We start from the raw sequence: 22,913 nt of genomic DNA, 5'->3' as shown, positions 1-22,913 counted from the left end.
AAACAAAGATTGGCAAAAAACAGATGCACCGCCTCACAAGCTCTTTATCGGCGTCTTTATCCTCATGCTTTGGCGACAGTGGCCGAAACATGGTTTCAACAAAATCCCGTTCCAGTTTATCCTGAGGGGAAGAGAATCATCTGATCGAACGGGCACGACTATATGACGGCGGGATCATCGAGAGTTTTCAAGACGGCCATGCTGGCGATTTCGGTCGTCTCCGCACTGCAGTTGCAGATGGAAACCGCATCGGCCGAGGACAGGCCCGCGAAAGAAGTGTTCGGCCATATGGCGCTGCCGTCCGCCACGGGCTCGCAGCCGATCGGCTCCTATGCCAAGGGCTGCCAGTCCGGCGCCATCGCCATGCCGACTGATGGTCCCGGCTGGCAGGCCATGCGCCTTTCCCGCAACCGGCGCTGGGGCCAGCCGCAGCTTATTTCTTTTCTCGAGCAATTTTCGCAGGACGCCCAGAAGATCGGCTGGCCGGGATTGCTGCTCGGCGATATTTCCCAGCCGCGTGGCGGCCCGATGCTGACAGGCCATGCGTCGCACCAGATCGGCCTCGATGTCGATGTGTGGTGGCGACCCATGCCCACCCCCCGGCTGACCGTGGAGCAGCGCGAAACGGTGCCTTTCGTTTCCATGCTGGACAAGAGCAAGTTCCTGACGGTCGATGACCGCAAATGGTCGCCGCTCAATGCCCGGCTGGTGATGATGGCGGCAAGCTATCCGCAGGTGGAGCGCGTCTTCGTCAACCCGGCCATCAAGCAGAAACTCTGCCAGACCTGGACCGGCGACCGCACCTTCATGGGCAAGATCAGGCCGATCTATGGTCATGACGAGCATTTCCACATCCGCCTCGAATGCCCGCCCGGCGCGCCCAATTGCAAACCGCAGGCGGCCGTGGGCAAAGGTGACGGCTGCGACAAGTCGCTTGCCTGGTGGTTCAGCAAGGAACCATGGGCGCCGCCGAAAAAGGACCCCAATGCCAAGCCGGTGAAACCGCGTCCGGTCATGGTCTCCGACCTGCCTTCCGCCTGCGCTGCCGTGGCTGCGGCCCCTTCCGCCAACCGCGAGGGCATTGCCGCCCAGGCCTATTCTCCAGCGCCGGTTCAGGCCCCGGCCGCGCGCCAGCAAAGCGTGGAACAGGTCATTCAGGCCGCCCCCGCCCTGCAGCCGCCTTCGGATATTCCGCTTCCGACCCAGCGTCCGACATTGAACTGAAACAGAAATGAGGCATTCAACAGCTTCCCTTTTCAAATGGCGGCAAGCTGTTATAGAAGGCTTCAAATCGATTTAATTCTTTGAGGACAGGCTGGGACCATGGAAGGACAACGCTGTATCGCGCTCATCGCTCACGACGAGAAAAAGGACGATATGGCGGATTTCGCCCGTCATCACCAGAAGGCGCTTGCCGGTTTCAGGATCGTCGCCACCGGCACAACCGGCGGGCGGGTACAGGAAGCCTGTCCCGGACTTGAAGTCACTCGCCTCAAAAGCGGCCCCCTCGGCGGTGACCAGCAGATCGGCGCGATGATCGCGACAGGCGAAGTCGACATGCTGATCTTCTTCACCGATCCGCTGACAGCCATGCCGCACGATGTTGACGTGAAGGCGCTGACCCGGCTTGCCACGGTCTATGACATTCCCATGGCGCTTAACCGCGCCACCGCAGAAAACCTCATCGACTTCCACGTCGCCAATTGACACTCCGACAATGGAACAGGCAATGCCGAAGACGTCCGATACCGAATATCTGTCCTTTCCGATCCTTCTTGGCGACATCGGCGGTACCAACGCCCGCTTTTCCATTCTGATCGATTCCTTTGCGGAACCGGTGCACCTCACCACCGTGAAGACGGCGGAATATCCGACGATCGACGACGCCATCCAGCAGGCGGTTCTGGACAAGACCTCGCTTCAGCCGGTCTCGACCATTCTTGCGATTGCCGGCCCGATCGAAGGTGACGAGATTCCGCTCACCAACTGCCATTGGGTTGTCAAACCGAAGGACATGCTGGCCAATCTCGGCCTGAAGGACGTCATCGTCATCAATGACTTTGAAGCGCAGGCTCTCGCGATTGCAGCACTGGACGACGATAACCGCGACGCCATCGGCTCCGGCAAAAAAGATGTGCTGGCTTCGCGCGTCGTTCTTGGGCCAGGCACAGGGCTTGGTGTTGCCGGACTGGTTTATGCCCGCCATATGTGGTTTCCGGTGCCTGGCGAAGGCGGGCATATCGATATCGGCCCGAGAAGCGCGCGCGACTATGCGGTTTTCCCGCATATCGAAACCATCGAAGGCCGCGTCGCCGGCGAACAGATCCTCTGCGGGCGTGGGCTGGTCAATCTTTACCGTGCCGTCTGCAAAGCCGATGGCATCGAACCCGTCTTTTCCGATCCGGCCGACATCACCTCGCACGGGCTTTCGGGCAAGAACCCGCAGGCTAAAGAAACACTTTCGCTGTTCAGCACCTATCTCGGCCGGGTGGCAGGCGATCTCGCGCTGATCTTCATGGCCAAGGGCGGCGTCTATCTGGCCGGCGGCATTTCGCAGAAGATCGTTCCGGCGCTGAAAAGCTCGGAGTTCCGGGCCGCCTTCGAGGACAAGGCGCCGCACAGCGCGCTGATGCGGACCATCCCGACCTTCGTCGTCACCCATCCGCAGGCCGCCCTTTCCGGTCTCGCCACCTATTCAAGAACGCCATCCGATTTCGGCCTGTCGCTGGACGGGCGACGCTGGAGAGCCTGATCGCTCGGGCTGTTCTTATGTGATGCTTGCGAAGCGGGCGGACGGTCTTTAACGTCGCTGCGCAAACATCCAACATCCGATACCGGCGGGTTCCGATCCGCCCGACATGAAAAGTGAGTGACAGCATGGGCAGCAGCGGCATGAAACTTGTGGTGGTCGGCGCGGCGGGCCGCATGGGACAGGCGCTCATCCGCCTCATTCACCAGACCCCTGGCGTTCAGCTGCATGCCGCCGTCGCACGCGAAGGCTCCGCTTTTGTCGGCCGCGACGCCGGTGAGATCGCCGGTCTTGGCCCGATCGGCGTCGAGATCACCAGCGATCCTTTGCAAGCCTTCCTGCATGCGGAAGGGGTGATTGATTTCACCTCTCCGGCAACCAGCGTCACCTTTGCGGGCCTCGCCGCGCAGGCTCGCATCGTGCACGTCATCGGAACCACGGGCTGTTCATCGGAAGATGAGGAAAAATTCAAGGCGGCGTCGCGCCATGCCCGCATCGTCAAGTCGGGCAATATGAGCCTCGGCGTCAACCTGCTCAGCGTTTTGACGCAGCAGGCGGCGCAGGCGCTGGATGCGCAGAACTGGGATATCGAAATCCTTGAAATGCACCACAAGCACAAGGTGGATGCGCCTTCGGGTACTGCATTGCTGCTCGGCGAAGCAGCAGCGGCCGGTCGCAAGGTTGATCTCGCGGCCTCTTCCGTTCGCGTGCGCGACGGGCATACAGGCGCGCGTGAGACCGGCACCATCGGTTTCGCCACGCTGCGCGGCGGTTCCGTAATTGGCGAACATTCGGTGATCTTCGCCGGAGAGGGAGAGCGCGTGGAGCTTTCCCATTATGCCGGCGACCGCTCCATCTTCGCACGCGGGGCAATTGTGGCAGCGCTCTGGGCCTTCGACAAGAAGCCGGGCTTCTATTCGATGCTCGATGTGCTGGGCCTATCGCAGACGGAATAAGCTTCCGCCGCGGCTTTCACCTCAATTTTCCACCGTGAATTCGACCGTATCGGCCGAAAAACGGCTGATGGCGTATTGCACCGGCACGCCATCCATATCGGCGTTCAGCGCCTGGGTGACGAGCAGGATCGCGCCCGGCGACAATTCGAGATCGGCCAGATCCTGCGTATCCGCATGGCTGGCGGAGATGACGGTGGAAATGCGCACGTAATCCGCCACGCCGAGCATCTGGAAAGCGACCGTGATCGAGCCGCTTTTCTGATAGGCCTCGCCTATTCCGGCAAAACGGTCGGCCGGGAACCATGTGGTCGAGCGGGATACAGGGCGGTTATCCGCCTTGCGCAGCGTTTCGAGGCGCACGAGCGGCGCGCCTGATGGCACTTGCAGTCGCGCCGCCAGATCGGCATTGGCCGGCTCGGTGGTATGGGACAGAAGCAGCGCCTCCATTTCCTTCACCTGATCGCCAATGCCCTCCGTAAATCGCGTGCGCCGTGAAATCGGAAAACTCAGGCGCTCCTTGCGGGCGATCATCGTGCCACGCCCCTGCATTGGCTCGAGAATGCCTTCACTGGCCAATGCGGCAATGGCGCTTCTCACAGTATGGCGGTTGACGCCGAATTTTTCAGCCAGCGCCATTTCCGGCGGCAACATGCCGGTTTCGTCGTGATCGCCTGCCGCGATCTCGCCTCTGATCCGGTCGGCGATCTGCCGCCAGAGCGCCACGCCGTTCTTTCTTTTCATCGCTGCCGCAGGGCTCATGTCACACGCTTGTCATTCATCGACGTTAATTGTAGCTTATATTGTATAGTTGTCTATATCAATAGACATTAGAGGTCAAGCGATGAATAACGAAGCTGCGAATATACATGCGGAGAGAAAGCGAGTGGCGGCCGTTCTTGCCCGCGCCACCGTTCAGGAACTCGAAACGGTGTGGAGCCGGCAGGACGCCAGCCCGCAGACGGAAAATGTGCGCGGACCGGAAACCGGCCTCGTCATGGTCAAGGGCCGTATCGGAGGCGGCGGGGCACCTTTTAATCTCGGCGAAACCACCGTTACCCGGGCAACGATCAAGCTCGCATCCGGCACCGTCGGCCATGCCCATGTTCTCGGCACCGGCCGCAAGAAGGCCTGGTATGCCGCCGTCTTCGACGCCCTCTGGCAGGAAAGCCCGACACGGGACTTTATCGAGACCGAGCTTCTTTCCCCGGTCGAAAAAAGGCTGACCGCGGAAAAACAGCGCACGACCAAGGAAACTGCCGCCACCCGGGTCGATTTCTTCACCATGGTTCGAGGAGAGGATTGATGAGCGTCAAGGCCGAAGCACTGACCGGCGGTTTTTCTGACGCCGTCTTCGATTCCCAACGGATTTTCAAAAAGCTGATGGACGGCATGGCCCGTCCGGGCACACCGCAGACCATCGAGACGGCGGCCGCCCCGCCGCTACCGCTTGGCGTTGCAACCGGCGCGGTTCTGCTGGCGCTTTGCGACCATGATACGCCGGTCTGGCTGAGCGGCCCGCTGCGCAAAACCGCGGTGCCGGGCTGGATCGGATTTCACACCGGGGCAGTGGCAACGGAAGAAAAAAGCGCGGCACATTTCGCCGTCATCGAGGCGGGAAGCGCCATTGCCTCCTTCGGCCTCTTCGCCCAGGGCAGCCAGGAATATCCCGACCGCTCCACAACGCTTATCGTCGAGTTGCCTGATCTGGACGGTGGACGGGAACTGCTGCTCTCTGGCCCCGGCATTCGCCACGTCAACATCATCAGCCCCACCGGCCTGCCGGACATATTCCCGAGGCTGTGGGCGGAAAACAATGCCGCTTTCCCGCGCGGCGTCGACGTCATCCTGACATCCGCCGACCGATTTGTCTGCCTGCCGCGCACGACGCGCATCAAACCCGTGGAGGCATAAGATGTATGTTGCTGTCAAAGGCGGAGAGACCGCCATCGCCAACGCCCACCGGCTTCTGGCCGACAAGCGGCGCGGAGACCGCGACCTGCCCGCGATGACCGTTGCGCAGATCGTTTCGCAGCTTTCGCTCGCCGTCGACCGTGTAATGGCGGAAGCGTCCCTTTATGATCAGTCGCTTGCGGCGCTTGCCGTCAAGCAGGCCCGCGGCGACATGATCGAAGCCATCTTCCTGCTGCGCGCCTACCGCACCACGCTACCGCGTTTCGGTTATTCGGTTCCGGTGGACACCGCCGGCATGACGGTCCAGCGCCGCGTTTCCGCAACCTACAAGGATTTGCCCGGCGGACAATTGCTGGGGCCGACCTTCGATTATACCCATCGCCTGCTTGACCCCACTCTTTTGGAAGACGAAGCCGTCGAGACCGCCACCCAGCGGGAAGGCGAGCCTGATTATGTCATGCGCGTTTCCGACATTCTGGCCGAGGAGGGGCTGATCGAAAGCGACGGCGATATGCCTGATGATCATATTGCCGGCGACCTGACGCGGGAGCCGATGGAATTTCCGATGGCGCGTGACCAGCGTCTGCAATCGCTGGCGCGCGGTGATGAGGGCTTCCTTCTCGCACTCGCCTATTCGACGCAACGCGGTTACGGCCGCACGCATCCCTTCGTCGGCGAAATCCGCATCGGCGAGGTGGAGATCGAACTCGACGTGCCGGAACTCGGCTTCTCCGTTTCGCTCGGCGACATCCAGGTCACCGAATGCCAGATGGTGAACCAGTTCAAGGGCTCGGCCAAGGCACCGCCGCAATTCACCCGCGGTTACGGTCTGGTGTTCGGCCAGAGCGAGCGCAAGGCGATGGCCATGTCGCTGGTCGACCGGGCGCTGCGGGCGGGCGAATTCGGCGAGGATGTCGTCGCCCCCGCGCAGGACGAGGAATTTGTCATCTCACATGCCGACAACGTGCAGGCGACAGGCTTCGTCGAACATCTGAAATTGCCGCACTACGTGGATTTTCAGGCCGAACTTGGTCTGGTCAGGAAAATGCGTGCCGATTTCGAGGCGATCAACGCCGATGGCGCGGAGTGGATGGGCGATGCGGCCGAATAGCTCAGCGGCTGCCCTGCTCACCAAACCAAAGGGCGCAAAAGACGGTCGATGCTGCAAAGACAGCAAAGAACACGGCTGCAAGAATTCCAATCTCCATGAGCTTGTACTCCTTTTTTCACAAGGCTAACGCGCAATGCTTAAAGAAGTTTCATTTGACGACGGGCTGGCCGCCTACAACTTCGCCTATCTGGACGAACAGACCAAGCGGATGATCCGCCGGGCGATCCTGAAAGCCATCGCCATTCCCGGTTATCAGGTTCCCTTCGCTTCCCGCGAAATGCCCATGCCCTATGGCTGGGGCACCGGCGGCGTGCAGCTGACCGCCTCCATCCTCGGTCCCGACGATGTACTCAAGGTCATCGACCAGGGCGCCGACGACACCACCAACGCCGTCTCCATTCGCGCCTTCTTCCAGAAGGTGGCAAATGTTGCCGTCACCACCCGCACGAAGGATGCGACCATCATCCAGACGCGGCACCGTATTCCGGAAGAGGAGCTGCATTCGGGCCAGGTTCTGGTCTATCAGGTTCCTATCCCCGAGCCCTTGCGTTTCCTCGAGCCGCGCGAGACCGAAACCCGCGTCATGCACGCGCTGGAAGAATATGGCCTGATGCATGTCAAGCTTTACGAGGACATCGCCCGCAACGGTCGCATCTCCACCACCTACGCCTATCCGGTGAAGGTTGCCGGGCGTTATGTTATGGATCCATCCCCGACCCCGAAATTCGATAATCCGAAAATGCATCTCTCGGACGCATTGCAGCTGTTCGGCGCCGGGCGCGAAAAACGTATCTATGCCGTGCCGCCCTATACGGACGTCGTCAGCCTCGATTTCGAGGACCATCCGTTCGAGATCCAGCGCTTTGACAAGCCCTGCGCGCTGTGCGGTGGCGAGAATGTCTATCTGGACGAGGTAGTGCTGGACGACAAGGGCGGGCGGATGTTCGTCTGCTCCGATACCGACCATTGCGAGGACCGCCGCGCCCATGGCCACAAGGGCCATCTGCTGGCGGATGTGAAGGAGGCTGCAGAATGACCGACGCACCGCTTTTGAAAGTCAGGGACGTTTCCAAATATTATGGCGACCGCGCCGGTTGCCGCAACGTCTCCTTCGAGCTTTACCCGGGTGAGGTTCTGGCCATCGTCGGCGAATCCGGTTCCGGCAAGACGACACTGCTCAACTGCATTTCCACCCGGCTCATGCCAACGGCCGGCAGCGTGGAATATCGCATGCGCGACGGCTCGGTGCGTGATCTCTACCATATGGGCGAGGCCGAACGGCGTTTCCTGATGCGGACCGACTGGGGTTTCGTGCACCAGAACCCGGCGGATGGACTGCGCATGGCGGTTTCGGCCGGCGCCAATGTCGGCGAGCGGCTGATGGCTGTCGGCAACAGGCATTACGGCAATATCAGGCAATCGGCCAGCGAATGGCTGGAGCGGGTGGAAATCGGCACCGACCGTATTGACGACCAGCCCCGCGCCTTCTCGGGTGGGATGCGCCAGCGCCTGCAGATCGCTCGCAACCTCGTCACCTCGCCGCGCCTCGTCTTCATGGATGAGCCGACCGGTGGCCTCGATGTCTCCGTGCAGGCGCGTCTGCTCGATCTGGTCCGCGGCCTCGTCAATGATCTCGGTCTCGCCGTTGTCGTCGTCACCCATGATCTGGCAGTCGCGCGGCTGCTGTCTCACCGCATGATGGTGATGAAGGGCGGCGATGTCATCGAACACGGCCTCACCGACCGGGTGCTGGACGATCCACGCGAGCCCTACACGCAATTGCTTGTTTCCTCCATTTTGCAGGTCTAGCCGCGTGATTCCGAAAAGTGGTCCCCGGTTTTCGGATAAAATCACGCGCAGGAAGAAAGAACCCACCATGACGACGCCTCTCATCGTTTCGGAAGTCTTCAAAAGCTTCACCATGCATCTTCGCGACGGCATCGAGCTGCCTGTCGTCCGCGACGTCAATTTCTCAGTCTGTAGCGGCGAATGTGTCGTGCTCGGCGGTCCTTCGGGCATCGGCAAAAGCTCGATCCTGAAAATGCTCTATGGCAATTACGCCATCGACAGCGGGCAGATTCTCATCCGCCATGAGGGTGAGGTCGTCGATATCGGCAATGCCTCCCCGCGCAAGATTCTCGATATCCGCCACCGCACCATCGGTTATGTCAGCCAGTTCCTGCGCACCGTGCCGCGTGTCGCGGCCATCGACGTGGTTGCCGAGCCGCTTCTGGCGCGCAAGGTTGCCACTGAGGAGGCGCGCGAGCAGGCGGCCGCGCTGCTTTCGAAGCTCAACCTGCCACGGGAACTATGGTCACTGCCGCCGGCAACCTTTTCGGGCGGTGAGCAGCAGCGCGTCAACATCGCGCGCGGTTTCATCACCGATCATGCAATCCTGCTTCTCGATGAGCCGACGGCTTCGCTCGACGCCACCAACCGGCGCGTTGTGGTGGACATGATCCGGGAGAAAAAAGAAAAGGGCACGGCGCTGCTCGGCATCTTCCACGACGAAGAAGTGCGCGAAGCCGTGGCCGACCGAATTCTCGACGTTTCGCAATTCTCCCCCCGGAAGGCCGCAGCATGAGCGTGAAAGTCGGTCTCGAACCCGTCATCCACGAAAGCGCACGCGTCACCAATTCCTCGATCGGCCGCTACACCGAAATCTCGGAACGCTGCCGCATCGAGGAAGTCGAGATGGGCGATTACTCCTATGTCATGCAGGATGGTGCGATCTGGTGCGCCACCATCGGCAAATTCGTCAATATCGCCGCTTCCGTCCGGATCAACGCTACCAATCACCCGATGCAGCGGGCGACGCTGCATCATTTCACCTATCGTGCTCACAGCTATTGGGACGACGCCGAGGATGAAACGGACTTCTTTGCCGCCCGCCGCGCCAAACGCGTGGTGATCGGCCACGATGTCTGGATCGGCCATGGCGCAACGATCCTGCCCGGCGTCACAGTTGGGAACGGCGCGGTGATCGGGGCGGGTGCAGTCGTCTCGAAAGACGTTGCGCCCTATGCCATTGTCGGCGGCGTGCCCGCACGGCTGATCCGGGAACGCTTCCCGACCGAGCTGGGCCGGCAAATGGATGATCTGAAGTGGTGGGATTGGGATCACGCAACATTGCGCGTCGCTCTCGACGATTTCCGCAACCTGGACGCCGAGGATTTTGTTGCAAAATATGGCGGGTGAAATTTCACCTCTGGCAAGGCAAGTGTAAATCCCGGGGCGAAACCCCGGGATTTTTGTCGATACACTCTAAAATGCCGGCGAATTTCAACGCCCTGACATGCCTCCCGAGAGCTTCGTCGGCGAACAGGCGGACGCCAAGTTCGGGGAAATCTGTAATATTTTATTCATCAAACTGACATCCCCACTTCACGCGCCGCTGTTACGTCGAACCCCGTCAAAAGAAGATTGGACGGGGAAATGAGCTTTCACCTGAAGCAAGTCACGCGCCGTTTCGGCAACCACACTGCGGTCGATTCCGTTGATGTCGAGATACCGCAGGGTCAGATGGTCGGCGTGATCGGACGCTCGGGTGCGGGAAAATCGACGCTGCTGCGCATGATCAACCGCCTCGTCGATCCCTCCTCGGGTTCCATTCATTTCAACGACACGGAAGTTTCGGCGTTGAAAGGTGCGGCGCTCCGCAACTGGCAGCGCGACTGCGCCATGATCTTCCAGCAGTTCAATCTGGTGCCGCGCCTCGACGTGCTGACCAATGTCATGCTCGGCCGCCTCAACCACCGTTCGACGGCGCTTAGCCTGTTCAACATCTTCACCCATGAAGAGCGCCTGATGGCGATCGCCGCGCTGGAGCGGCTGGGCATCGAACATGTGGCCATGCAGGCGGCGGGCACGCTTTCCGGCGGTCAGCAGCAGCGTGTCGCCATCGCCCGCGCGCTGATGCAGTCTCCGAAGATGGTGCTGGCGGACGAACCGATTGCTTCGCTTGACCCGCTGAACGCCAAGATCGTCATGGACGCGCTGCGTGACATCAATGAGCGCGAAGGCATCACCGTCGTCACCAACCTGCATACGCTGGATACGGCGCGCAATTATTGCGAACGCATCATCGGCATGTCTCAGGGCCGCGTCGTCTTCGACGGAACGCCCGCCGAACTGACGGCTGCGGCCGTTACAGAGATTTACGGAACCGATTCTCAAGGCTCCGGCATCGACGAGACCATGACCTCGACCAGCATCAACATTCCCGGCGCGCAGCTTGCCGCGCGTCCGGTGCAGCAATCTGCCGGCCCCGAACCGCTCGCTCTCGCCGGGCTCTGAGGAACCGCTCAGCATCGTTTGCGCCCGCGTCAAGGGCCGATACTTCACAACAAACTCCGGCTCGCCGGGAAACAGGAGAAAGTCCATGTTGAAGAAAGTCCTTCTTTCGGCAGTCGCCCTTGGCGTTCTGGCCGGTTCCGCCATGGCTCAGGACGTCAAGGTTCTGCGCATCGGTCTCGACGGTTCCGAAAACGAAGCCGACCAGATCCGCAACACCAAGTGCGTTGCCGATGGCCTCAAGGCTGCAACCGGCGTTTCCGAAGTTCAGGTTTTCCCGTCGCCGGACTATAACGGCGTCATTCAGGGCCTGCTCGGCGGCACCATCGACATCGCCTCCATGGGCGCTTCCTCCTACGCCAAGATCGCGCTCGCAGACCCCAAGGCCGTCGATCCGATCCTGACCTATACGGGTTCTGACGGTTCCAGCGGTTATTACACCATCATGGTTGCCCGCAAGGACAGCGGCATCAAGAAGCTTGCAGACGCCAAGGGCAAGAAGATCGGTTTCGCCGACCCAGATTCCACTTCTGGCTTCCTCGTTCCGAACGTCGCCATCCCGAAGGAAACCGGCACGCCGATCAAGGAATTTTTCGCTGAAACCGGCTTCGGCGGCGGCCATGAGAACCTCGTTCTCGCCGTTCTCGACAAGAAGTTCGACGTTGGCACCACCTTCGGTTCGGGCGTTGGCAAGTGGGAAGAAGGCTACTCGGGCGGCAACCTTCACCAGATGGTGAAGAAGGGCAACCTCGACATGGACGATATCGTCGAAGTCTGGAAGTCGCCGCTGATCCCGAACGGCCCGCTGATGGTCGCCAACAAGCTCGGCGACAGCATGAAGAAGAAGGTCGAAGACTTCTTCATGGAACTGCCCAAGAAGGACCTCGCCTGCTTCCAGGGTTACACGCAGGGCAAGAACACCGCTTACATCAAGGTTGATCCGTCCTTCTACCAGACGATCGTCGACGCCCGTAAGTCCGTTATCGGCGGCTGATCCTGACCCACCGTTCCGAAAGCGGCGGTGCCTTGCGGCATCGCCGTTTTTGCCAATAAAGGAAAGCGGCATGGCGACCACACTGCACCATGGTATCCTCACGCCCGAGGGATTGAGCGCATCGTCCCAGACGGTCATGCGCCACTATCAACAGCAGCTTGCGACGCGGCGGATTTATACTGCCATTTCGCTCGTGATCTTTCTCGTCATCCTCGCCGCCTCGCTGAATTTCGCCAATGCGGCCAATTCAGGCAAGTTCTTCGAGCGCCTGCCGTATTTTTTCGATTTCATGAAAACCTTTGTGCCCGATAGTCCGATGGAAATCGTCCGGGCGATGTTCGACCTGCCGTCGCCCTATGACAACGGCTCGATGAAATATAATTATATTGCGGATCGTGTTTACATCACCGACAGTTTCTACATACCGCATTTCATCTACCAGCTGATCATTACCCTCAACATCGCACTCGTCTCGACCATCATCGGTACAGGCTTCGCCTTCGTGCTCTGCTTCTTCGCCTCCACCAACCTCGTCGGCGCCGGCCTCGTGCGCTGGGTGGTGCGCCGGGTGATGGAAGTGCTGCGCGCCTTTCCGGAAATCGTCGTTGCCGGGCTGCTCACCGCCATCCTGTCGATCGGTCCGATCGCGGCGATCATCGCGATTTCGGTCCACACGATCGGTGCGCTAGGCAAGCTCTTCTTCGAAGTGGTGGAAAATGCCGACATGAAGCCGGATGAAGGTCTGCGCGCCGCCGGCGCCAACTGGCTGGAGCGGGTGCGTTTCGCCATCGTGCCGCAGGTTCTGCCCAATTTCGTTTCCTACGCCTTGCTGCGCGCCGAAATCAACGTACGCGCCTCCACCATCATCGGTGCGGTCGGCGGCGGCGGCATCGGTGAGGTCTTTCGGCTGTCGATTGGCAACGATCATGCGTCGAAAACCTATGCCATCATCATCCTTCTGCTGATCACCATCATCGCCGTAGACCAGTTTTCCAGCTGGCTGCGCCGCAGGCTGATCGGCCAGCAATCCTTCGAATTCGGACGGGGAGCGGCCTGATGTCGTCCAGCTTCATTCTCAACACCGCCGACCGCGAAAGATTGACGGCTGCACATCCGCAGGTGTTCAACCGCAGTTTCATGCAGCGATATGGTCTGCTCGTCGGCCTTCTCGCCGTCACTGCCTATCTCATCGGCTGCTTTTTCTTTTTCAATGTCGGTCCGGCTTTCATGCAGGGCCGCTGGGATCGCGCCTCGAGCTATATTCAGGACTGGTACTCCTGGCGCGCCCAGCCACGCCTTCGTTTCGAAGACGGCAAGGTTCAGCCGCAATGGTCGAGCCGCGGTCAATATCCGACAAATGCAAAGATCGACTGGCTGCAGCCTTTGCCGGATGGCGGCTATAGCGTCGTTTATGCGGGCTCGGACAACCGCCTCGACGTGACGCCGACACGGGTGGATGTTTATGTCGACGGCAAGAGCTACCCTGTTGTCATCAACGACGATGCAGCGGTCGCACCACAGGGCCTGCCCGACGAAATCCAGCAGGACGGCAAGAAGGTCCTCGTGCATTACGGTTTTGCTGGTCAGGCGGAAATCCGCGCCAGCCAGGTCTATGTGCAGCGCCGCTTCCTCGGATGGGCGAACTTCCTGTTCGACACCAAATCGGAATTCTGGGGCAAGGGTTATGGCGAACTCGCCGCTCTCGCACTGTGGGGAGAGAGGCTCGATCCCGAGCGCTCCAATATCGGCCACATGGTCGATGATTTCCTCGACAACAGCGTCTGGCAACATGCCGATATTCTTTCCAAGCTGATGCAGACGCTGGTCATGGCCTTTGTCGGCACGCTGTTCGGTACAGTCGTCGCCCTGCCGCTCGCCTTTATCGCCGCGCGCAACATTACCGCCAACAAGGCCGCAAACTGGGGCATGAAGCGCCTGTTCGACTTCCTGCGCTCGATCGACATGCTGATCTGGGCGCTGTTCTTCACTCGCAGTTTCGGCCCCGGACCGATCCCCGGCATTGCCGCGATCTTCTTCACCGATACAGGAGCGTTGGGCAAGGTCTATGCTGAGGCGCTGGAGAATGTCGATGACAAGCAGCGCGAGGGCGTCAAATCGGTCGGCGCATCCCCGATTGCCGTCAATCGTTTCGGTGTGCTGCCGCAGGTTCTGCCGGTCTTCATTTCGCAATCGCTTTATTTCTGGGAAAGCAACACGCGCTCCGCCACCATCATCGGTGCGGTGGGTGCGGGCGGCATTGGTCTTAAACTACTGGAAGCGATGGGCACCAATGCCGACTGGGACAAGGTCGCCTATATGGTTCTGCTTATCCTCCTGGTCGTTTTCCTGTTCGACCATATCTCTAACTCACTGCGTTCGCGCCTGATCGGCAAAACACAGCACTGAGCTTTGATGGGGTGGGATGACGAAAGTCGCAACGACGTTCGTCATCCCATCAGGACACTCGCGCAGTCCTTATTTCTGCCAGCCGCACCGCCTCGTCAGGTCCTTCTGTGTCTTCGGCATATTCTGAAGATTTGCCGCATTTCGAATGCGCTTTTTTCCTTCCGCATCATCATTCTGTCACGGAAACCGATTACCTCGCACTCCTGACCTTGCGGGAAGCGGGCGAGTCACGCCAAATAGCTTCTCATCCCTGGTTTCCCATGACACTGAAGAGTGCTTGCCGTGCGCTACGCCATCTATTTTTCTCCGGCTAAAGATCATCCGTTGACCGAGGCAGCGTCACGATGGCTGGGCCGCAATGCATTTTCCGGCACATTGCATGACGACCACGACGACTATGCCGAGATGACGGAGGAGCCTCGCCGCTACGGTTTCCACGCGACGCTGAAGGCTCCTTTCGAACTTGCCGAAAAATACAGCGAAGCGGAGCTGCTCTCGGCCTTCGAAGATTTCGCAGCCCGCCAGTCCGCCTTCGAAATTCCGCGCGTCGTTGTCGGTGCGCTCGGGCCTTTTTACGCACTGGTTCCCGACCGCACCTATCAGCCGCTGCAGGATTTTGCCGCCGAGATCGTCGATCATTTCGACCGGTTTCGCGCACCCCTCTCCGAGACCGATATTGCCCGTCGGCGTCCACAGATGCTGACGGAAAGCCAGCGGCAAAATCTGTCGCTCTGGGGTTATCCGCATGTCATGGATGATTTCCGTTTTCACATGACGCTGACCGGCCGCATCGATGAAACCGAACAGCCCGCCATGCACGAGGTGCTTTCGGCGCGGTTTTCCGAATTCGTTGACAAGCCTCTCACTATTTCCGGCCTCGCTTTGTTCATTGAAGAAACGCGCGGCGCACCCTTTACCGTTCATAGCTGGCACCCCCTTGGCCAGCCACCAAAGAAAGATGCGAACCCATGACCGAGCACGCCCTTTCCAATGCCCGTATCGTTCTGGAAGACGATATTATTCTGGGATCCGTCCTGATCCGTGACGGCAAGATTGCCGATATCAGCGAGGGCGCTTCCAAAACCGGCGAAGACCTTGAAGGTGACTTTCTGATCCCCGGTCTGGTGGAACTGCATACCGACCATCTGGAACAGCATTATTCGCCGCGTCCCGGCGTGATATGGGACAAGATTGCCGCCATTCAGGCGCATGACGCGCAGGTGGCCGCCTCCGGCATCACCACCGTGTTCGACTGCCTGCGGCTTGGTTCGGATGAGGATGGCGGCTTCGAGAAGGGCGAAATGCGGGAGATGGCTGACGCCATCGAGGCGGCAGCGGATCAGAACCGCCTGCGCGCAGACCACCTGCTGCATCTGCGCTGCGAAGTGGCGTCCGCCGACGTACTGGACCATTTCGAAGACTTCGAAACGGATCCGCGCGTACGGCTGATTTCGTTGATGGACCACTCCCCGGGTCAGCGCCAGTTCCAGTCCATGGATCAGTATATCTTCTATTATCAGAAGAAGCGCGGATTGAGCGACGAGGCCTTCGCCGAATTCGTGCGGCGCCGGCAGGCCGCGTCAGCGGAATATTCCACCAAGCACCGCGATTATCTGGCCGCCCGCTGCGCCGAACGCGGCATCACCGTTGCGAGCCATGACGACGCCACCGAAGCACATGTAGGCGAAGCGATCGGCCACGGCGTGAAGCTGGCGGAATTCCCGACCAGCGTCGAAGCCGCAAAAGCCTCACACAGCGCCGGCATGAGCGTACTGATGGGTGCGCCGAACATCGTTCGCGGCAAGTCCCATTCCGGCAATATCGCCGCCCGCGATCTCGCCGAGATCGGCGTGCTGGATGTTCTTTCTTCCGACTACGTGCCGTTCAGCCTGCTCTTCGCACCGTTCCTGCTTGCCGACCAGGTGGAAGCCATCACCCTGCCGGAAGCGCTGCGCATGGTCACCGCCACGCCCGCCCGGACTGTTGGCCTACTTGATCGCGGTCGTATTGCGACGGGATTGCGGGCCGATCTGGTCCGGGTTCACCGCGAGGATGGCGTGCCGGTCGCCCGTTCCGTCTGGCGTCAGGGCAAGCGCGTGGCATGACCGACGATGGGCATGATAGCCGGCGCGAACAATCGCCCGGTACGATGATCGTGGTTGTCGGCCCGAGCGGGGCCGGCAAGGACACGCTGATGGATTATGCGGCGACCCAGCTTTCCGGCCGGCCGGGTTTCCACTTCACGCGTCGCGTCATTACCCGCAGCGGCGACGCGGGCGGTGAAAATCACGATGCCGTTTCGATGCACGAATTCAACCGCCTGAAAGATGCAGGCGCCTTCGCGGTTTCCTGGGAGGCGCATGGGCTGAAATACGGCATTCCAGCTGCCGTCTATCATCATCTCGACGCGGGAGACGTGGTCATCGCCAACGGATCACGTTCCGCCCTGCCCCATTTCGGCACCGCCTTTTCCCGTCTCAAGGTCGTGAACATCGTCGCACAGCCGGACGTGCTGGCAAGGCGGCTGGAGCAGCGCGGACGGGAAAGCCGGGAAGATATTCTCCGACGGCTGGAACGCAGTTCCCTGACGGTCGTAGGGGACTTCGACGTGACGACCGTCGATAATAGCGGCGCAATCGAAGACGCCGGCAAAACCATCCTGCGGCTATTGCAGCAGAGTGTCGGCTCCAGCCGTACTTAGAATCCCGCAGCCGGGCTGCTCGACAAACGCTGTCTCAGGGCTTACCATCAGGCGACAATTTCCAAACATGGTACGCCAAGGCGAGGGATGCCTGAAAAAAGGGTCAGTGACGAGATAAGTGTGGTGGCCGGTCTGGCTGCCGGCGTCAGCAATTATGCCCGGTCACGGGGCATCGATATCACTCCCATCTGCAAGGCTCTTGATATTGATCCCGCCACATTCAGCAGCCTGACGGAACGCATCAGCCTCGATAGATTTTCCCGTCTGCTCGAAACCTGCGCACTGATTTCCGGTGACGACGCCTTTGGCCTGCAATGCGCCTCCGCCTTTCCAGCGGGCGCATCCGGCGCGTTCGGATATGGCCTGATCAGCGCGCCGACGGTACGGGCCTTCCTGCGCTTTCTTCAGGACCATGTCTATTACGCCACCAACAACAGCAATTTCACCATGGTAACGGATGCCACGCAGGTAACCCTGTCATGGTCCTTCGCACCGGTGATTGCCAAACGCGATCAATATGTGGATTTGTCGCTCGCCGTCCTGGTACAGCGCCTCCGTGATATTCTCGGAGATCGTATCAACCAGATCGAGATCGGTCTGGAGCGGCCGAAACCGAATAATATTCAGCTATTTAAAGAAAAAATGACCCGGCGCGTCAGTTTTTCCCAGCCGATCCATACCATGCGTCTTCCGGTATCGCTTCTCGATGTGGTCAATCCGAATACGGATGAGCGGCTGTTCGAACTGATGAATCTGCAATGCCGCATGTTGCGACCGGAGACATCGGCGGATGCGACCCATTTCATCGACCAGGTGAAGCGGTATATGCAGATGCGGCTCTCGGATGCCGAGCTTTCGCTCAGCGAGATCGCTCCCTATTTCAACCTGTCGGAACGGAGTTTTCAACGGCGGCTCGCTGAGCTCGGCACCAATCTCAACGAGATAAAGGATGCCATTCGCAAAAACGCCGGTTTTAAACTCCTCGTGGAAAGCGATCTTCCGGTATCCGACATCAGTTACAGGCTTGGCTATTCGACGCCAGGTGCGTTTTCGCGTTCCGTTTCCCGCTGGTTCGGGGCAACACCGACGGACATTCGCAAGAAACACGCGCATCATTCCACCGGATGATACATGTTTACGGTATCAATATTTCGGAATGACGCATTCAATTTGAGAAATATGTCGCCTCTCATCGCAATATGTGCCGAAACATAACAATAAAACGAAAAACTTGGCGCGAGATGTTATTCTATCGGCGTAGTACATCGCCTATGAGAACGCCGCATATCCCTAGGGTGTGACAAAAAACATTCCAGAGCTTGGAAGCTGCCTTCGCGCCGGACCGATTATGGTCTCCGGCGATATCGGTTGTCGCAGTTCCTCCCAATGCCCCGGAATAGAGCGTCCACGCCGGGATCAGCTGGCTGCGAAAGCGACCTTTTACTGCATAATTCCCGATGCCAGATGAAACCTATTGGCGAAATTAACGTTTCTGTTCGCGTCTAGACAGAGCGGTTAGCGAGCTGGTTTCGGGGAATGAACCATTGCCTGATCGTGCCCCGGGAAGGTCAATCTCTTTTGAGGCTGAAAGAAATGTCTTCAAATACGCCGCATGAACATCGCCAGACACGCGAAATCATCCTTTCGGAGCGTGAGCGGCAATATCTCGGGCTGGTGGCGAGAGGCAAGCATCCCTCCCACGTCGCCTTGATTACAGGTGCGGACGAAGCAGACGTGAAGGATACTCTTGAACGCGTGCGCCAAAGGCTGGGCGCGGCCAATCTGCTGAATGCCGTCAGCATCGCACTGCTGCGCGGCCTGATCGAACAGGAAGCGTAGTCACCACCTGCTCAAGTCCAAGCTTACGCGAACGTCCCCTCCCGTAAGCTGAAAACCGAATGAGCGGCTTTCTGCGTCAAAATCCTTCCATATCAATGGCGGGATGGCGGACCAAAGGTGGGCTGGACATGATGTCCCGCCCTATCGACGCAGATGCAAAGCAGCCATTTACGGTTTGCCCGGCGGGTCCTATTCGACCCGCCGGGTTTTATTATTGTGGGGACTTTAGAGCGATTGAATTTCGGCCAGAATATCGCTTTCGATCACGATGCCACTTTCCAGCGCCTGTTTGCGAATACCCTGACTGCGACGACCGGGCAGACGCACACTTTCCTGTTTTTCGATCTCGCCGGCGATAAGCGCCAGCCGCTCGGTAAAGGCCGCGCCGCCCGACGATACCGGGTCAATGGCGATGATCGTGTGGCCGAGGGAGGGCGGAGCGCCCTTGTCGTCCAGAAGCGAAGAAGCCTGGAATGCGAAATTCCCGCCGGTAATCGCAGCGGCCATGATCTCTACCATCAACGCCAGCGCAGCACCCTTGGCCTCACCTGCGGGCACCATAGTACCCTCTATGGCCTCTTCGGGATCGGTCGTCGGCCGGCCGTTTCTGTCGAGCGCCCAGTCGCCGGGGATCGTTTCACCCTTCTGGCGGGCGGCCATGATCTTCCCGCGCGCGACCTTTGAGAGCGCGAGATCGATGACCAGCGGATCGGCGCCGCCGACGGGGGTGGCGAAGGCGATTGGATTGGTTCCATAAAGCGGTTTACTGCCGCCCCAGGGCGCCATGGATGCGGGCGCGTTGGCGAACATGAGCGCTACAAGACCCATTTCGGCGAGCCGCTCGACGGTCAGCGCCATAACACCGGCATGATGGGAGCGGTGGATCGCGGCGAGCGCGATGCCCTGCTGCCGGGCCATTTCAGGCAACTCCCCAAGGGCGCAATCGATCGCCGGATAGGCATAACCGTGATTGGCGTCGATGGAGAGCACACCCGGCTTCACGCGCGTCGCCACCGGACGCGCCTTGCCATCAACCTTTCCAACCCGCGCCTGGCGGACATAGACGGGGATGCGACGAAAACCGTGTCCGCTCTGGCCAGCCGCCTCGGAGGCGACAAGTGCCTTCGCCACCGAACGGGCGTTTTGCGGCAGAACGCCGTTGCGCTCAAAGATAGAGGATACGAGATCCTCCGCCTCTGCGATTGAGAATTTCATTCCGGAATGCCTCTGCTTGTGAAGTCGACAAGACCTACACCATCAAAAACATTCGCGAAATGTTATTCACGCCCAAACCGGGCCGCGCGCGAGGAATAGTGAACATACCCAAGGGGTGACTTAAGCGGGCGGCCTAGCGGATGCTGATCGGCAATGTGATCGTTTTGTTTGCGTCCGGAGGCGGAGCAGGCACGGGTGAGGCGCTCTGAATCCATGCCGTAATCTGCTGGTCGATCGAGGAATCGCCTGTGGACTGCACAACGCTGACCCCGCTGATGGCGCCAGCATCATTGACCCTGAAGCGAACCGTCGCAGTCATAGCATCACTGCGCAGCGACCGGGGCTTGCGCCGTTGAATATGCGAACGGACCTTCGATCCCCATTTCGCCGGCGAGGCGGACGAGGACGAGAAAAAGCCGGCATTGCTGCGCGATGCCGCCGTCCGGTCGGACTGCTGGGCTTCTGCTTTCGCCGTTTCACGCAGTTCCGATGCCTGTTGCGGTTTGGGACGCTGGCGCTCGACCTTCTTTTTCTCTTCCGGCTCTTTCTTTTCCACCTTCTTTTCGACAGGTGGCGGCGGAGGCCGTATGACGGGCAAGGGAACCTCGACATTTTCGAGTTCCGCCATCATCTGCTCCTGGACGGGATCGATCGGCTCCACCGGCTCGGGAATTTCCTGCGGTTCGACGATCTCCTCGACCGGCGGTTCAGGTGGCTGCACGGGCTCTGGCGGCGGCGTTTCCGCCACCGGCTCCGGTGGCGGCGGCTCTTCGGGGGCTGCTTCCTCCACCGGTTCGCTGCTGTCGCTCTTTACCTCTTCGGCGTCTTCGACATCCTGCGCCTGCGTCGTTTCTTCGGTGTTGACGGCTTCCGGTATCGCCGCCATTTCGATCATGATCGCGGCAGGCGGCGGCCCGCCGGCATCCAGCTCCTCGGGCTCCTGCATCAGATAATAAGCAAACCCCGCATGAACGCTCAGCATGAGCACCGCCGCGGCGGACCACAGCGTCACTTCCCCGAGACGGGAATGCCGGGCCTGCGGATAGCCGTTTTCACTCATGGCGCGGTTCCCTGCCCCGCCGGCGCTGCTGGTTGGCCAGCGGCAGCGGGCTGCGATGCGGCAGCCGCGTTTTCCAGCCCTACAAGGGCGATCTTCAGATAGCCGGCATCTCTCAGCAGGTTCATGATTTCCATGAAGTGACCATAATCAACCGCTTTATCGGCGCGCAGGAAGATGCGCGTATCCTTCTTGCCACCCGTCTGCCGGTCGATAGCTGCCGCCAATGCTTCGCGGGCAACCGCATCATTGCCGAGATTGAGCGACAGATCGTCCTTGACAGTCAGATAGAGCGGCTCTTCCGGGCGCTCCGCCGGTTTGGCGGTGGATGCCGGCAGATCGACATTCACATCAACGGTGGCGAGCGGTGCGGCCACCATGAAGATGATGAGCAGAACAAGCATCACGTCGATGAAGGGCGTGACGTTGATCTCGTGGTTTTCGGAGAGATCGTCTCCGCTATTTTCGCGAATGCCGCCAGCCATGACCGATCACCGTCCAACCAGCGACACGGCGGGCTTGCTGGCGCTGCCCGGCGGAATGCGGCGGAAATCGAGGTCGCGGCTGACAAGGCGTTCCACGCCGGCTGCGGCATCCGCCAGCAGATGGCGGTATCCGGTGATGGAGCGGGCGAAGACGTTGTAGATTACAACGGCCGGAATAGCGGCGACGAGACCGATGGCGGTAGCGAGCAGCGCCTCGGCAATACCCGGCGCGACAACGGCGAGATTGGTGGTCTGCGATTCCGAAATGCTGATGAAAGAGTTCATGATGCCCCAGACGGTGCCGAACAGGCCGACAAAGGGGGCGGTGGAACCGATGGTCGCCAGAACACCCGTTCCGCGCGACATACGGCGACCCGCATGGGTTTCGATACGCGACAGCGCCGAAGAGACACGTTCCTTGATGCCGCCGCCATCCGTGTGTTCGACCACCGCGTCGGAAAGCTGCATTTCATGGGTCGCCATACGCAACATCAGCGCTGCCGGGCCGCCCTTCTTCTCGACGGCCTCGGTGGCCTCGTTCAAGGTTTTTGCCCTGCGAATGACCTTGAGCGTCGCGCCAGCGCGCACCCGCGCACCCGCAAGCTCAACTGATTTTGCTACCCAGACCGTCCAGGTGACCAGTGATGCGAAGGCAAGACCGATCATCACGCCCTTCACGACCCAGTCCGCCGCCATGAACATGCCCCAGGGAGACAGGTTGTGCGGGATATCCGCACGATGTTCGGCGCTTGCGGGCACAGCGCTGACAGGCTCTATCGGGGTCGCGGCTTCATTCGGCGCGGCCGTCTGGTTCGTCTGCACGGGCTGCGTCGGCTGCGGCGCGGTATCTGTCGCGGGCTGTGTGGGTGCAGGCTGGGCCTGTGCGGGTTCAGTTGACGAGGGCTGCGACGGTGCGCTAGCGGCCGGCTGTTCCGGCGCTGTCGCGGAAGGCTGAACGGGCGCGGTGGCCGGAGCACTCGGTGTTGCAGGCTGAACCGCTTGCGTTTGCGGTGCCGGCTGTATCTGGGTTTCCGATGCCGTCTGAGCGAAAACCGCGCCGGCGCTTAAGCCGGCCAGCAAGGTGACAGCCATGGCAAGGGAGAGATGCCGTGTTGTATTTGCCCTGTTGAAAGATGCGGAGGAAGTTGAGGTCTCAGCTGACATAATTTTTATCCCGGATTTCCGTCGATGAACTC

General features: G+C 60.1%; 25 protein-coding genes. 20 read left to right on the top strand and 5 right to left on the bottom strand.

All coding sequences use genetic code 11. From position 1 onward, the window contains the following. Positions 1-162 precede the first annotated feature (162 nt). The 4 genes from mepA to dapB all read left to right on the top strand — a co-directional run bounded on the left by mepA (position 163) and on the right by dapB (position 3,705). Entirely contained in the window at positions 163-1,224 is a 1,062-nt protein-coding gene (gene mepA / locus V6S97_RS09130; RefSeq protein ID WP_153314096.1) for a penicillin-insensitive murein endopeptidase, read from the top strand. A gap of 99 nt (positions 1,225-1,323) precedes the next feature. Next, on the top strand, positions 1,324-1,707 hold the full coding sequence (locus V6S97_RS09125) for a methylglyoxal synthase (protein WP_003507338.1): 384 nt from the start codon (positions 1,324-1,326) through the stop codon (positions 1,705-1,707). A gap of 22 nt (positions 1,708-1,729) precedes the next feature. Further along, entirely contained in the window at positions 1,730-2,752 is a 1,023-nt protein-coding gene (locus V6S97_RS09120) for a glucokinase (protein WP_113076046.1), read from the top strand. A 125-nt stretch (positions 2,753-2,877) separates the two neighbouring features. Next, positions 2,878-3,705 (top strand): 4-hydroxy-tetrahydrodipicolinate reductase, encoded by an 828-nt coding sequence (gene dapB, locus V6S97_RS09115; RefSeq protein ID WP_060722760.1) that lies wholly within the window; start codon positions 2,878-2,880, stop codon positions 3,703-3,705. 21 nt (positions 3,706-3,726) lie between these two features. On the opposite strand, the gene phnF is transcribed toward dapB, so the two are convergent. Continuing rightward, positions 3,727-4,464, bottom strand: coding sequence for a phosphonate metabolism transcriptional regulator PhnF (gene phnF, locus V6S97_RS09110; protein ID WP_334426639.1), 738 nt, complete (start codon positions 4,462-4,464; stop codon positions 3,727-3,729). 82 nt (positions 4,465-4,546) lie between these two features. Here phnF and phnG point away from each other — a divergent pair, with 82 nt between their 5' ends. The 16 genes from phnG (at position 4,547) to V6S97_RS09030 (ending at position 18,960) form a co-directional block, all read left to right on the top strand. Continuing rightward, complete coding sequence (gene phnG, locus V6S97_RS09105; RefSeq protein ID WP_334426638.1) at positions 4,547-5,008, top strand: phosphonate C-P lyase system protein PhnG; 462 nt, start codon at positions 4,547-4,549, stop codon at positions 5,006-5,008. After that, positions 5,008-5,616 carry a phosphonate C-P lyase system protein PhnH gene (gene phnH, locus V6S97_RS09100; protein ID WP_162687132.1) on the top strand — a complete coding sequence of 203 codons (609 nt, stop codon included), beginning with the start codon at positions 5,008-5,010 and terminating at the stop codon, positions 5,614-5,616. The genes phnG and phnH overlap by 1 nt, the downstream gene beginning before the upstream one ends. A gap of 1 nt (position 5,617) precedes the next feature. Then, positions 5,618-6,727 carry a carbon-phosphorus lyase complex subunit PhnI gene (locus V6S97_RS09095; protein ID WP_080865717.1) on the top strand — a complete coding sequence of 370 codons (1,110 nt, stop codon included), beginning with the start codon at positions 5,618-5,620 and terminating at the stop codon, positions 6,725-6,727. Positions 6,728-6,860: 133 nt separating this feature from the next. Next, entirely contained in the window at positions 6,861-7,763 is a 903-nt protein-coding gene (locus V6S97_RS09090) for an alpha-D-ribose 1-methylphosphonate 5-phosphate C-P-lyase PhnJ (RefSeq protein WP_003507325.1), read from the top strand. After that, a complete protein-coding gene (phnK, locus tag V6S97_RS09085) occupies positions 7,760-8,536 on the top strand; it encodes a phosphonate C-P lyase system protein PhnK (RefSeq protein WP_003507323.1) in 777 nt (258 codons plus the stop codon). Before V6S97_RS09090 ends, phnK begins: the two co-directional genes overlap by 4 nt. A gap of 67 nt (positions 8,537-8,603) precedes the next feature. Then, on the top strand, positions 8,604-9,311 hold the full coding sequence (gene phnL / locus V6S97_RS09080; protein WP_112978304.1) for a phosphonate C-P lyase system protein PhnL: 708 nt from the start codon (positions 8,604-8,606) through the stop codon (positions 9,309-9,311). Further along, complete coding sequence (locus tag V6S97_RS09075) at positions 9,308-9,925, top strand: transferase hexapeptide repeat family protein (RefSeq protein ID WP_112978303.1); 618 nt, start codon at positions 9,308-9,310, stop codon at positions 9,923-9,925. Before phnL ends, V6S97_RS09075 begins: the two co-directional genes overlap by 4 nt. Positions 9,926-10,162: 237 nt before the next feature. After that, a complete protein-coding gene (gene phnC / locus V6S97_RS09070; protein ID WP_112952551.1) occupies positions 10,163-11,023 on the top strand; it encodes a phosphonate ABC transporter ATP-binding protein in 861 nt (286 codons plus the stop codon). Positions 11,024-11,108: 85 nt separating this feature from the next. Next, positions 11,109-12,014: a phosphonate ABC transporter substrate-binding protein gene (phnD, locus tag V6S97_RS09065; protein ID WP_334426632.1), complete on the top strand. Its 906-nt coding sequence runs from the start codon at positions 11,109-11,111 to the stop codon at positions 12,012-12,014. Positions 12,015-12,084: 70 nt separating this feature from the next. Next, positions 12,085-13,071, top strand: coding sequence for a phosphonate ABC transporter, permease protein PhnE (gene phnE / locus V6S97_RS09060; protein ID WP_003507313.1), 987 nt, complete (start codon positions 12,085-12,087; stop codon positions 13,069-13,071). Then, positions 13,071-14,420 (top strand): phosphonate ABC transporter, permease protein PhnE, encoded by a 1,350-nt coding sequence (gene phnE / locus V6S97_RS09055; protein WP_003507311.1) that lies wholly within the window; start codon positions 13,071-13,073, stop codon positions 14,418-14,420. The genes phnE (V6S97_RS09060) and phnE (V6S97_RS09055) overlap by 1 nt, the downstream gene beginning before the upstream one ends. Positions 14,421-14,693: 273 nt before the next feature. Beyond that, positions 14,694-15,392: a DUF1045 domain-containing protein gene (locus V6S97_RS09050; protein WP_161973972.1), complete on the top strand. Its 699-nt coding sequence runs from the start codon at positions 14,694-14,696 to the stop codon at positions 15,390-15,392. Continuing rightward, positions 15,389-16,525: an alpha-D-ribose 1-methylphosphonate 5-triphosphate diphosphatase gene (locus V6S97_RS09045; protein ID WP_003507308.1), complete on the top strand. Its 1,137-nt coding sequence runs from the start codon at positions 15,389-15,391 to the stop codon at positions 16,523-16,525. Before V6S97_RS09050 ends, V6S97_RS09045 begins: the two co-directional genes overlap by 4 nt. Continuing rightward, positions 16,522-17,121 (top strand): phosphonate metabolism protein/1,5-bisphosphokinase (PRPP-forming) PhnN, encoded by a 600-nt coding sequence (gene phnN, locus V6S97_RS09040; protein WP_003507307.1) that lies wholly within the window; start codon positions 16,522-16,524, stop codon positions 17,119-17,121. Before V6S97_RS09045 ends, phnN begins: the two co-directional genes overlap by 4 nt. Before the next feature lie 87 nt (positions 17,122-17,208). After that, positions 17,209-18,249, top strand: coding sequence for an AraC family transcriptional regulator (locus tag V6S97_RS09035; RefSeq protein ID WP_035213083.1), 1,041 nt, complete (start codon positions 17,209-17,211; stop codon positions 18,247-18,249). 465 nt (positions 18,250-18,714) lie between these two features. Then, positions 18,715-18,960, top strand: a complete 246-nt coding sequence (locus tag V6S97_RS09030; RefSeq protein WP_003507304.1) for a LuxR C-terminal-related transcriptional regulator — start codon at positions 18,715-18,717, stop codon at positions 18,958-18,960. Between the two features lie 225 nt (positions 18,961-19,185). Here V6S97_RS09030 and V6S97_RS09025 read toward each other — a convergent pair whose 3' ends face one another. From V6S97_RS09025 to exbB, 4 genes are all read right to left on the bottom strand, one after another. Next, positions 19,186-20,175, bottom strand: coding sequence for an Ldh family oxidoreductase (locus V6S97_RS09025; protein WP_003507302.1), 990 nt, complete (start codon positions 20,173-20,175; stop codon positions 19,186-19,188). A gap of 133 nt (positions 20,176-20,308) precedes the next feature. Next, complete coding sequence (locus V6S97_RS09020) at positions 20,309-21,235, bottom strand: TonB family protein (RefSeq protein ID WP_003507301.1); 927 nt, start codon at positions 21,233-21,235, stop codon at positions 20,309-20,311. After that, the gene (gene exbD, locus V6S97_RS09015; RefSeq protein ID WP_003507299.1) at positions 21,232-21,717 is read right to left on the bottom strand and encodes a TonB system transport protein ExbD; all 486 of its coding nucleotides are present in this window, start codon (positions 21,715-21,717) and stop codon (positions 21,232-21,234) included. Before exbD ends, V6S97_RS09020 begins: the two co-directional genes overlap by 4 nt. A gap of 6 nt (positions 21,718-21,723) precedes the next feature. Continuing rightward, complete coding sequence (gene exbB / locus V6S97_RS09010; protein WP_162695470.1) at positions 21,724-22,881, bottom strand: tonB-system energizer ExbB; 1,158 nt, start codon at positions 22,879-22,881, stop codon at positions 21,724-21,726. Positions 22,882-22,913: the final 32 nt, after the last annotated feature.

The organism is Agrobacterium sp. CCNWLW155 (assembly GCF_036888815.1).
GTDB lineage: Bacteria > Pseudomonadota > Alphaproteobacteria > Rhizobiales > Rhizobiaceae > Agrobacterium > Agrobacterium radiobacter.
This window is presented reverse-complemented; position numbering and strand designations above follow the sequence as displayed.

What these genes read in the sequence shown, in the direction of transcription:
- V6S97_RS09090 (WP_003507325.1), top strand. Translation starts at nt 6,861, where the DNA reads ATGCTTAAAGAAGTTTCATTTGACGACGGGCTGGCCGCCTACAACTTC.
- V6S97_RS09020 (WP_003507301.1), bottom strand. Translation starts at nt 21,235, where the DNA reads ATGAGTGAAAACGGCTATCCGCAGGCCCGGCATTCCCGTCTCGGGGAA.
- exbB (WP_162695470.1), bottom strand. Translation starts at nt 22,881, where the DNA reads ATGTCAGCTGAGACCTCAACTTCCTCCGCATCTTTCAACAGGGCAAAT.
- V6S97_RS09025 (WP_003507302.1), bottom strand. Translation starts at nt 20,175, where the DNA reads ATGAAATTCTCAATCGCAGAGGCGGAGGATCTCGTATCCTCTATCTTT.
- V6S97_RS09120 (WP_113076046.1), top strand. Translation starts at nt 1,730, where the DNA reads ATGCCGAAGACGTCCGATACCGAATATCTGTCCTTTCCGATCCTTCTT.
- dapB (WP_060722760.1), top strand. Translation starts at nt 2,878, where the DNA reads ATGGGCAGCAGCGGCATGAAACTTGTGGTGGTCGGCGCGGCGGGCCGC.
- phnF (WP_334426639.1), bottom strand. Translation starts at nt 4,464, where the DNA reads ATGAGCCCTGCGGCAGCGATGAAAAGAAAGAACGGCGTGGCGCTCTGG.
- phnK (WP_003507323.1), top strand. Translation starts at nt 7,760, where the DNA reads ATGACCGACGCACCGCTTTTGAAAGTCAGGGACGTTTCCAAATATTAT.
- exbD (WP_003507299.1), bottom strand. Translation starts at nt 21,717, where the DNA reads ATGGCTGGCGGCATTCGCGAAAATAGCGGAGACGATCTCTCCGAAAAC.
- phnE (WP_003507311.1), top strand. Translation starts at nt 13,071, where the DNA reads ATGTCGTCCAGCTTCATTCTCAACACCGCCGACCGCGAAAGATTGACG.
- phnD (WP_334426632.1), top strand. Translation starts at nt 11,109, where the DNA reads ATGTTGAAGAAAGTCCTTCTTTCGGCAGTCGCCCTTGGCGTTCTGGCC.
- phnH (WP_162687132.1), top strand. Translation starts at nt 5,008, where the DNA reads ATGAGCGTCAAGGCCGAAGCACTGACCGGCGGTTTTTCTGACGCCGTC.
- V6S97_RS09030 (WP_003507304.1), top strand. Translation starts at nt 18,715, where the DNA reads ATGTCTTCAAATACGCCGCATGAACATCGCCAGACACGCGAAATCATC.
- phnG (WP_334426638.1), top strand. Translation starts at nt 4,547, where the DNA reads ATGAATAACGAAGCTGCGAATATACATGCGGAGAGAAAGCGAGTGGCG.
- V6S97_RS09045 (WP_003507308.1), top strand. Translation starts at nt 15,389, where the DNA reads ATGACCGAGCACGCCCTTTCCAATGCCCGTATCGTTCTGGAAGACGAT.
- phnC (WP_112952551.1), top strand. Translation starts at nt 10,163, where the DNA reads ATGAGCTTTCACCTGAAGCAAGTCACGCGCCGTTTCGGCAACCACACT.
- V6S97_RS09075 (WP_112978303.1), top strand. Translation starts at nt 9,308, where the DNA reads ATGAGCGTGAAAGTCGGTCTCGAACCCGTCATCCACGAAAGCGCACGC.
- mepA (WP_153314096.1), top strand. Translation starts at nt 163, where the DNA reads ATGACGGCGGGATCATCGAGAGTTTTCAAGACGGCCATGCTGGCGATT.
- V6S97_RS09125 (WP_003507338.1), top strand. Translation starts at nt 1,324, where the DNA reads ATGGAAGGACAACGCTGTATCGCGCTCATCGCTCACGACGAGAAAAAG.
- V6S97_RS09095 (WP_080865717.1), top strand. Translation starts at nt 5,618, where the DNA reads ATGTATGTTGCTGTCAAAGGCGGAGAGACCGCCATCGCCAACGCCCAC.
- V6S97_RS09035 (WP_035213083.1), top strand. Translation starts at nt 17,209, where the DNA reads ATGCCTGAAAAAAGGGTCAGTGACGAGATAAGTGTGGTGGCCGGTCTG.
- phnN (WP_003507307.1), top strand. Translation starts at nt 16,522, where the DNA reads ATGACCGACGATGGGCATGATAGCCGGCGCGAACAATCGCCCGGTACG.
- phnL (WP_112978304.1), top strand. Translation starts at nt 8,604, where the DNA reads ATGACGACGCCTCTCATCGTTTCGGAAGTCTTCAAAAGCTTCACCATG.
- phnE (WP_003507313.1), top strand. Translation starts at nt 12,085, where the DNA reads ATGGCGACCACACTGCACCATGGTATCCTCACGCCCGAGGGATTGAGC.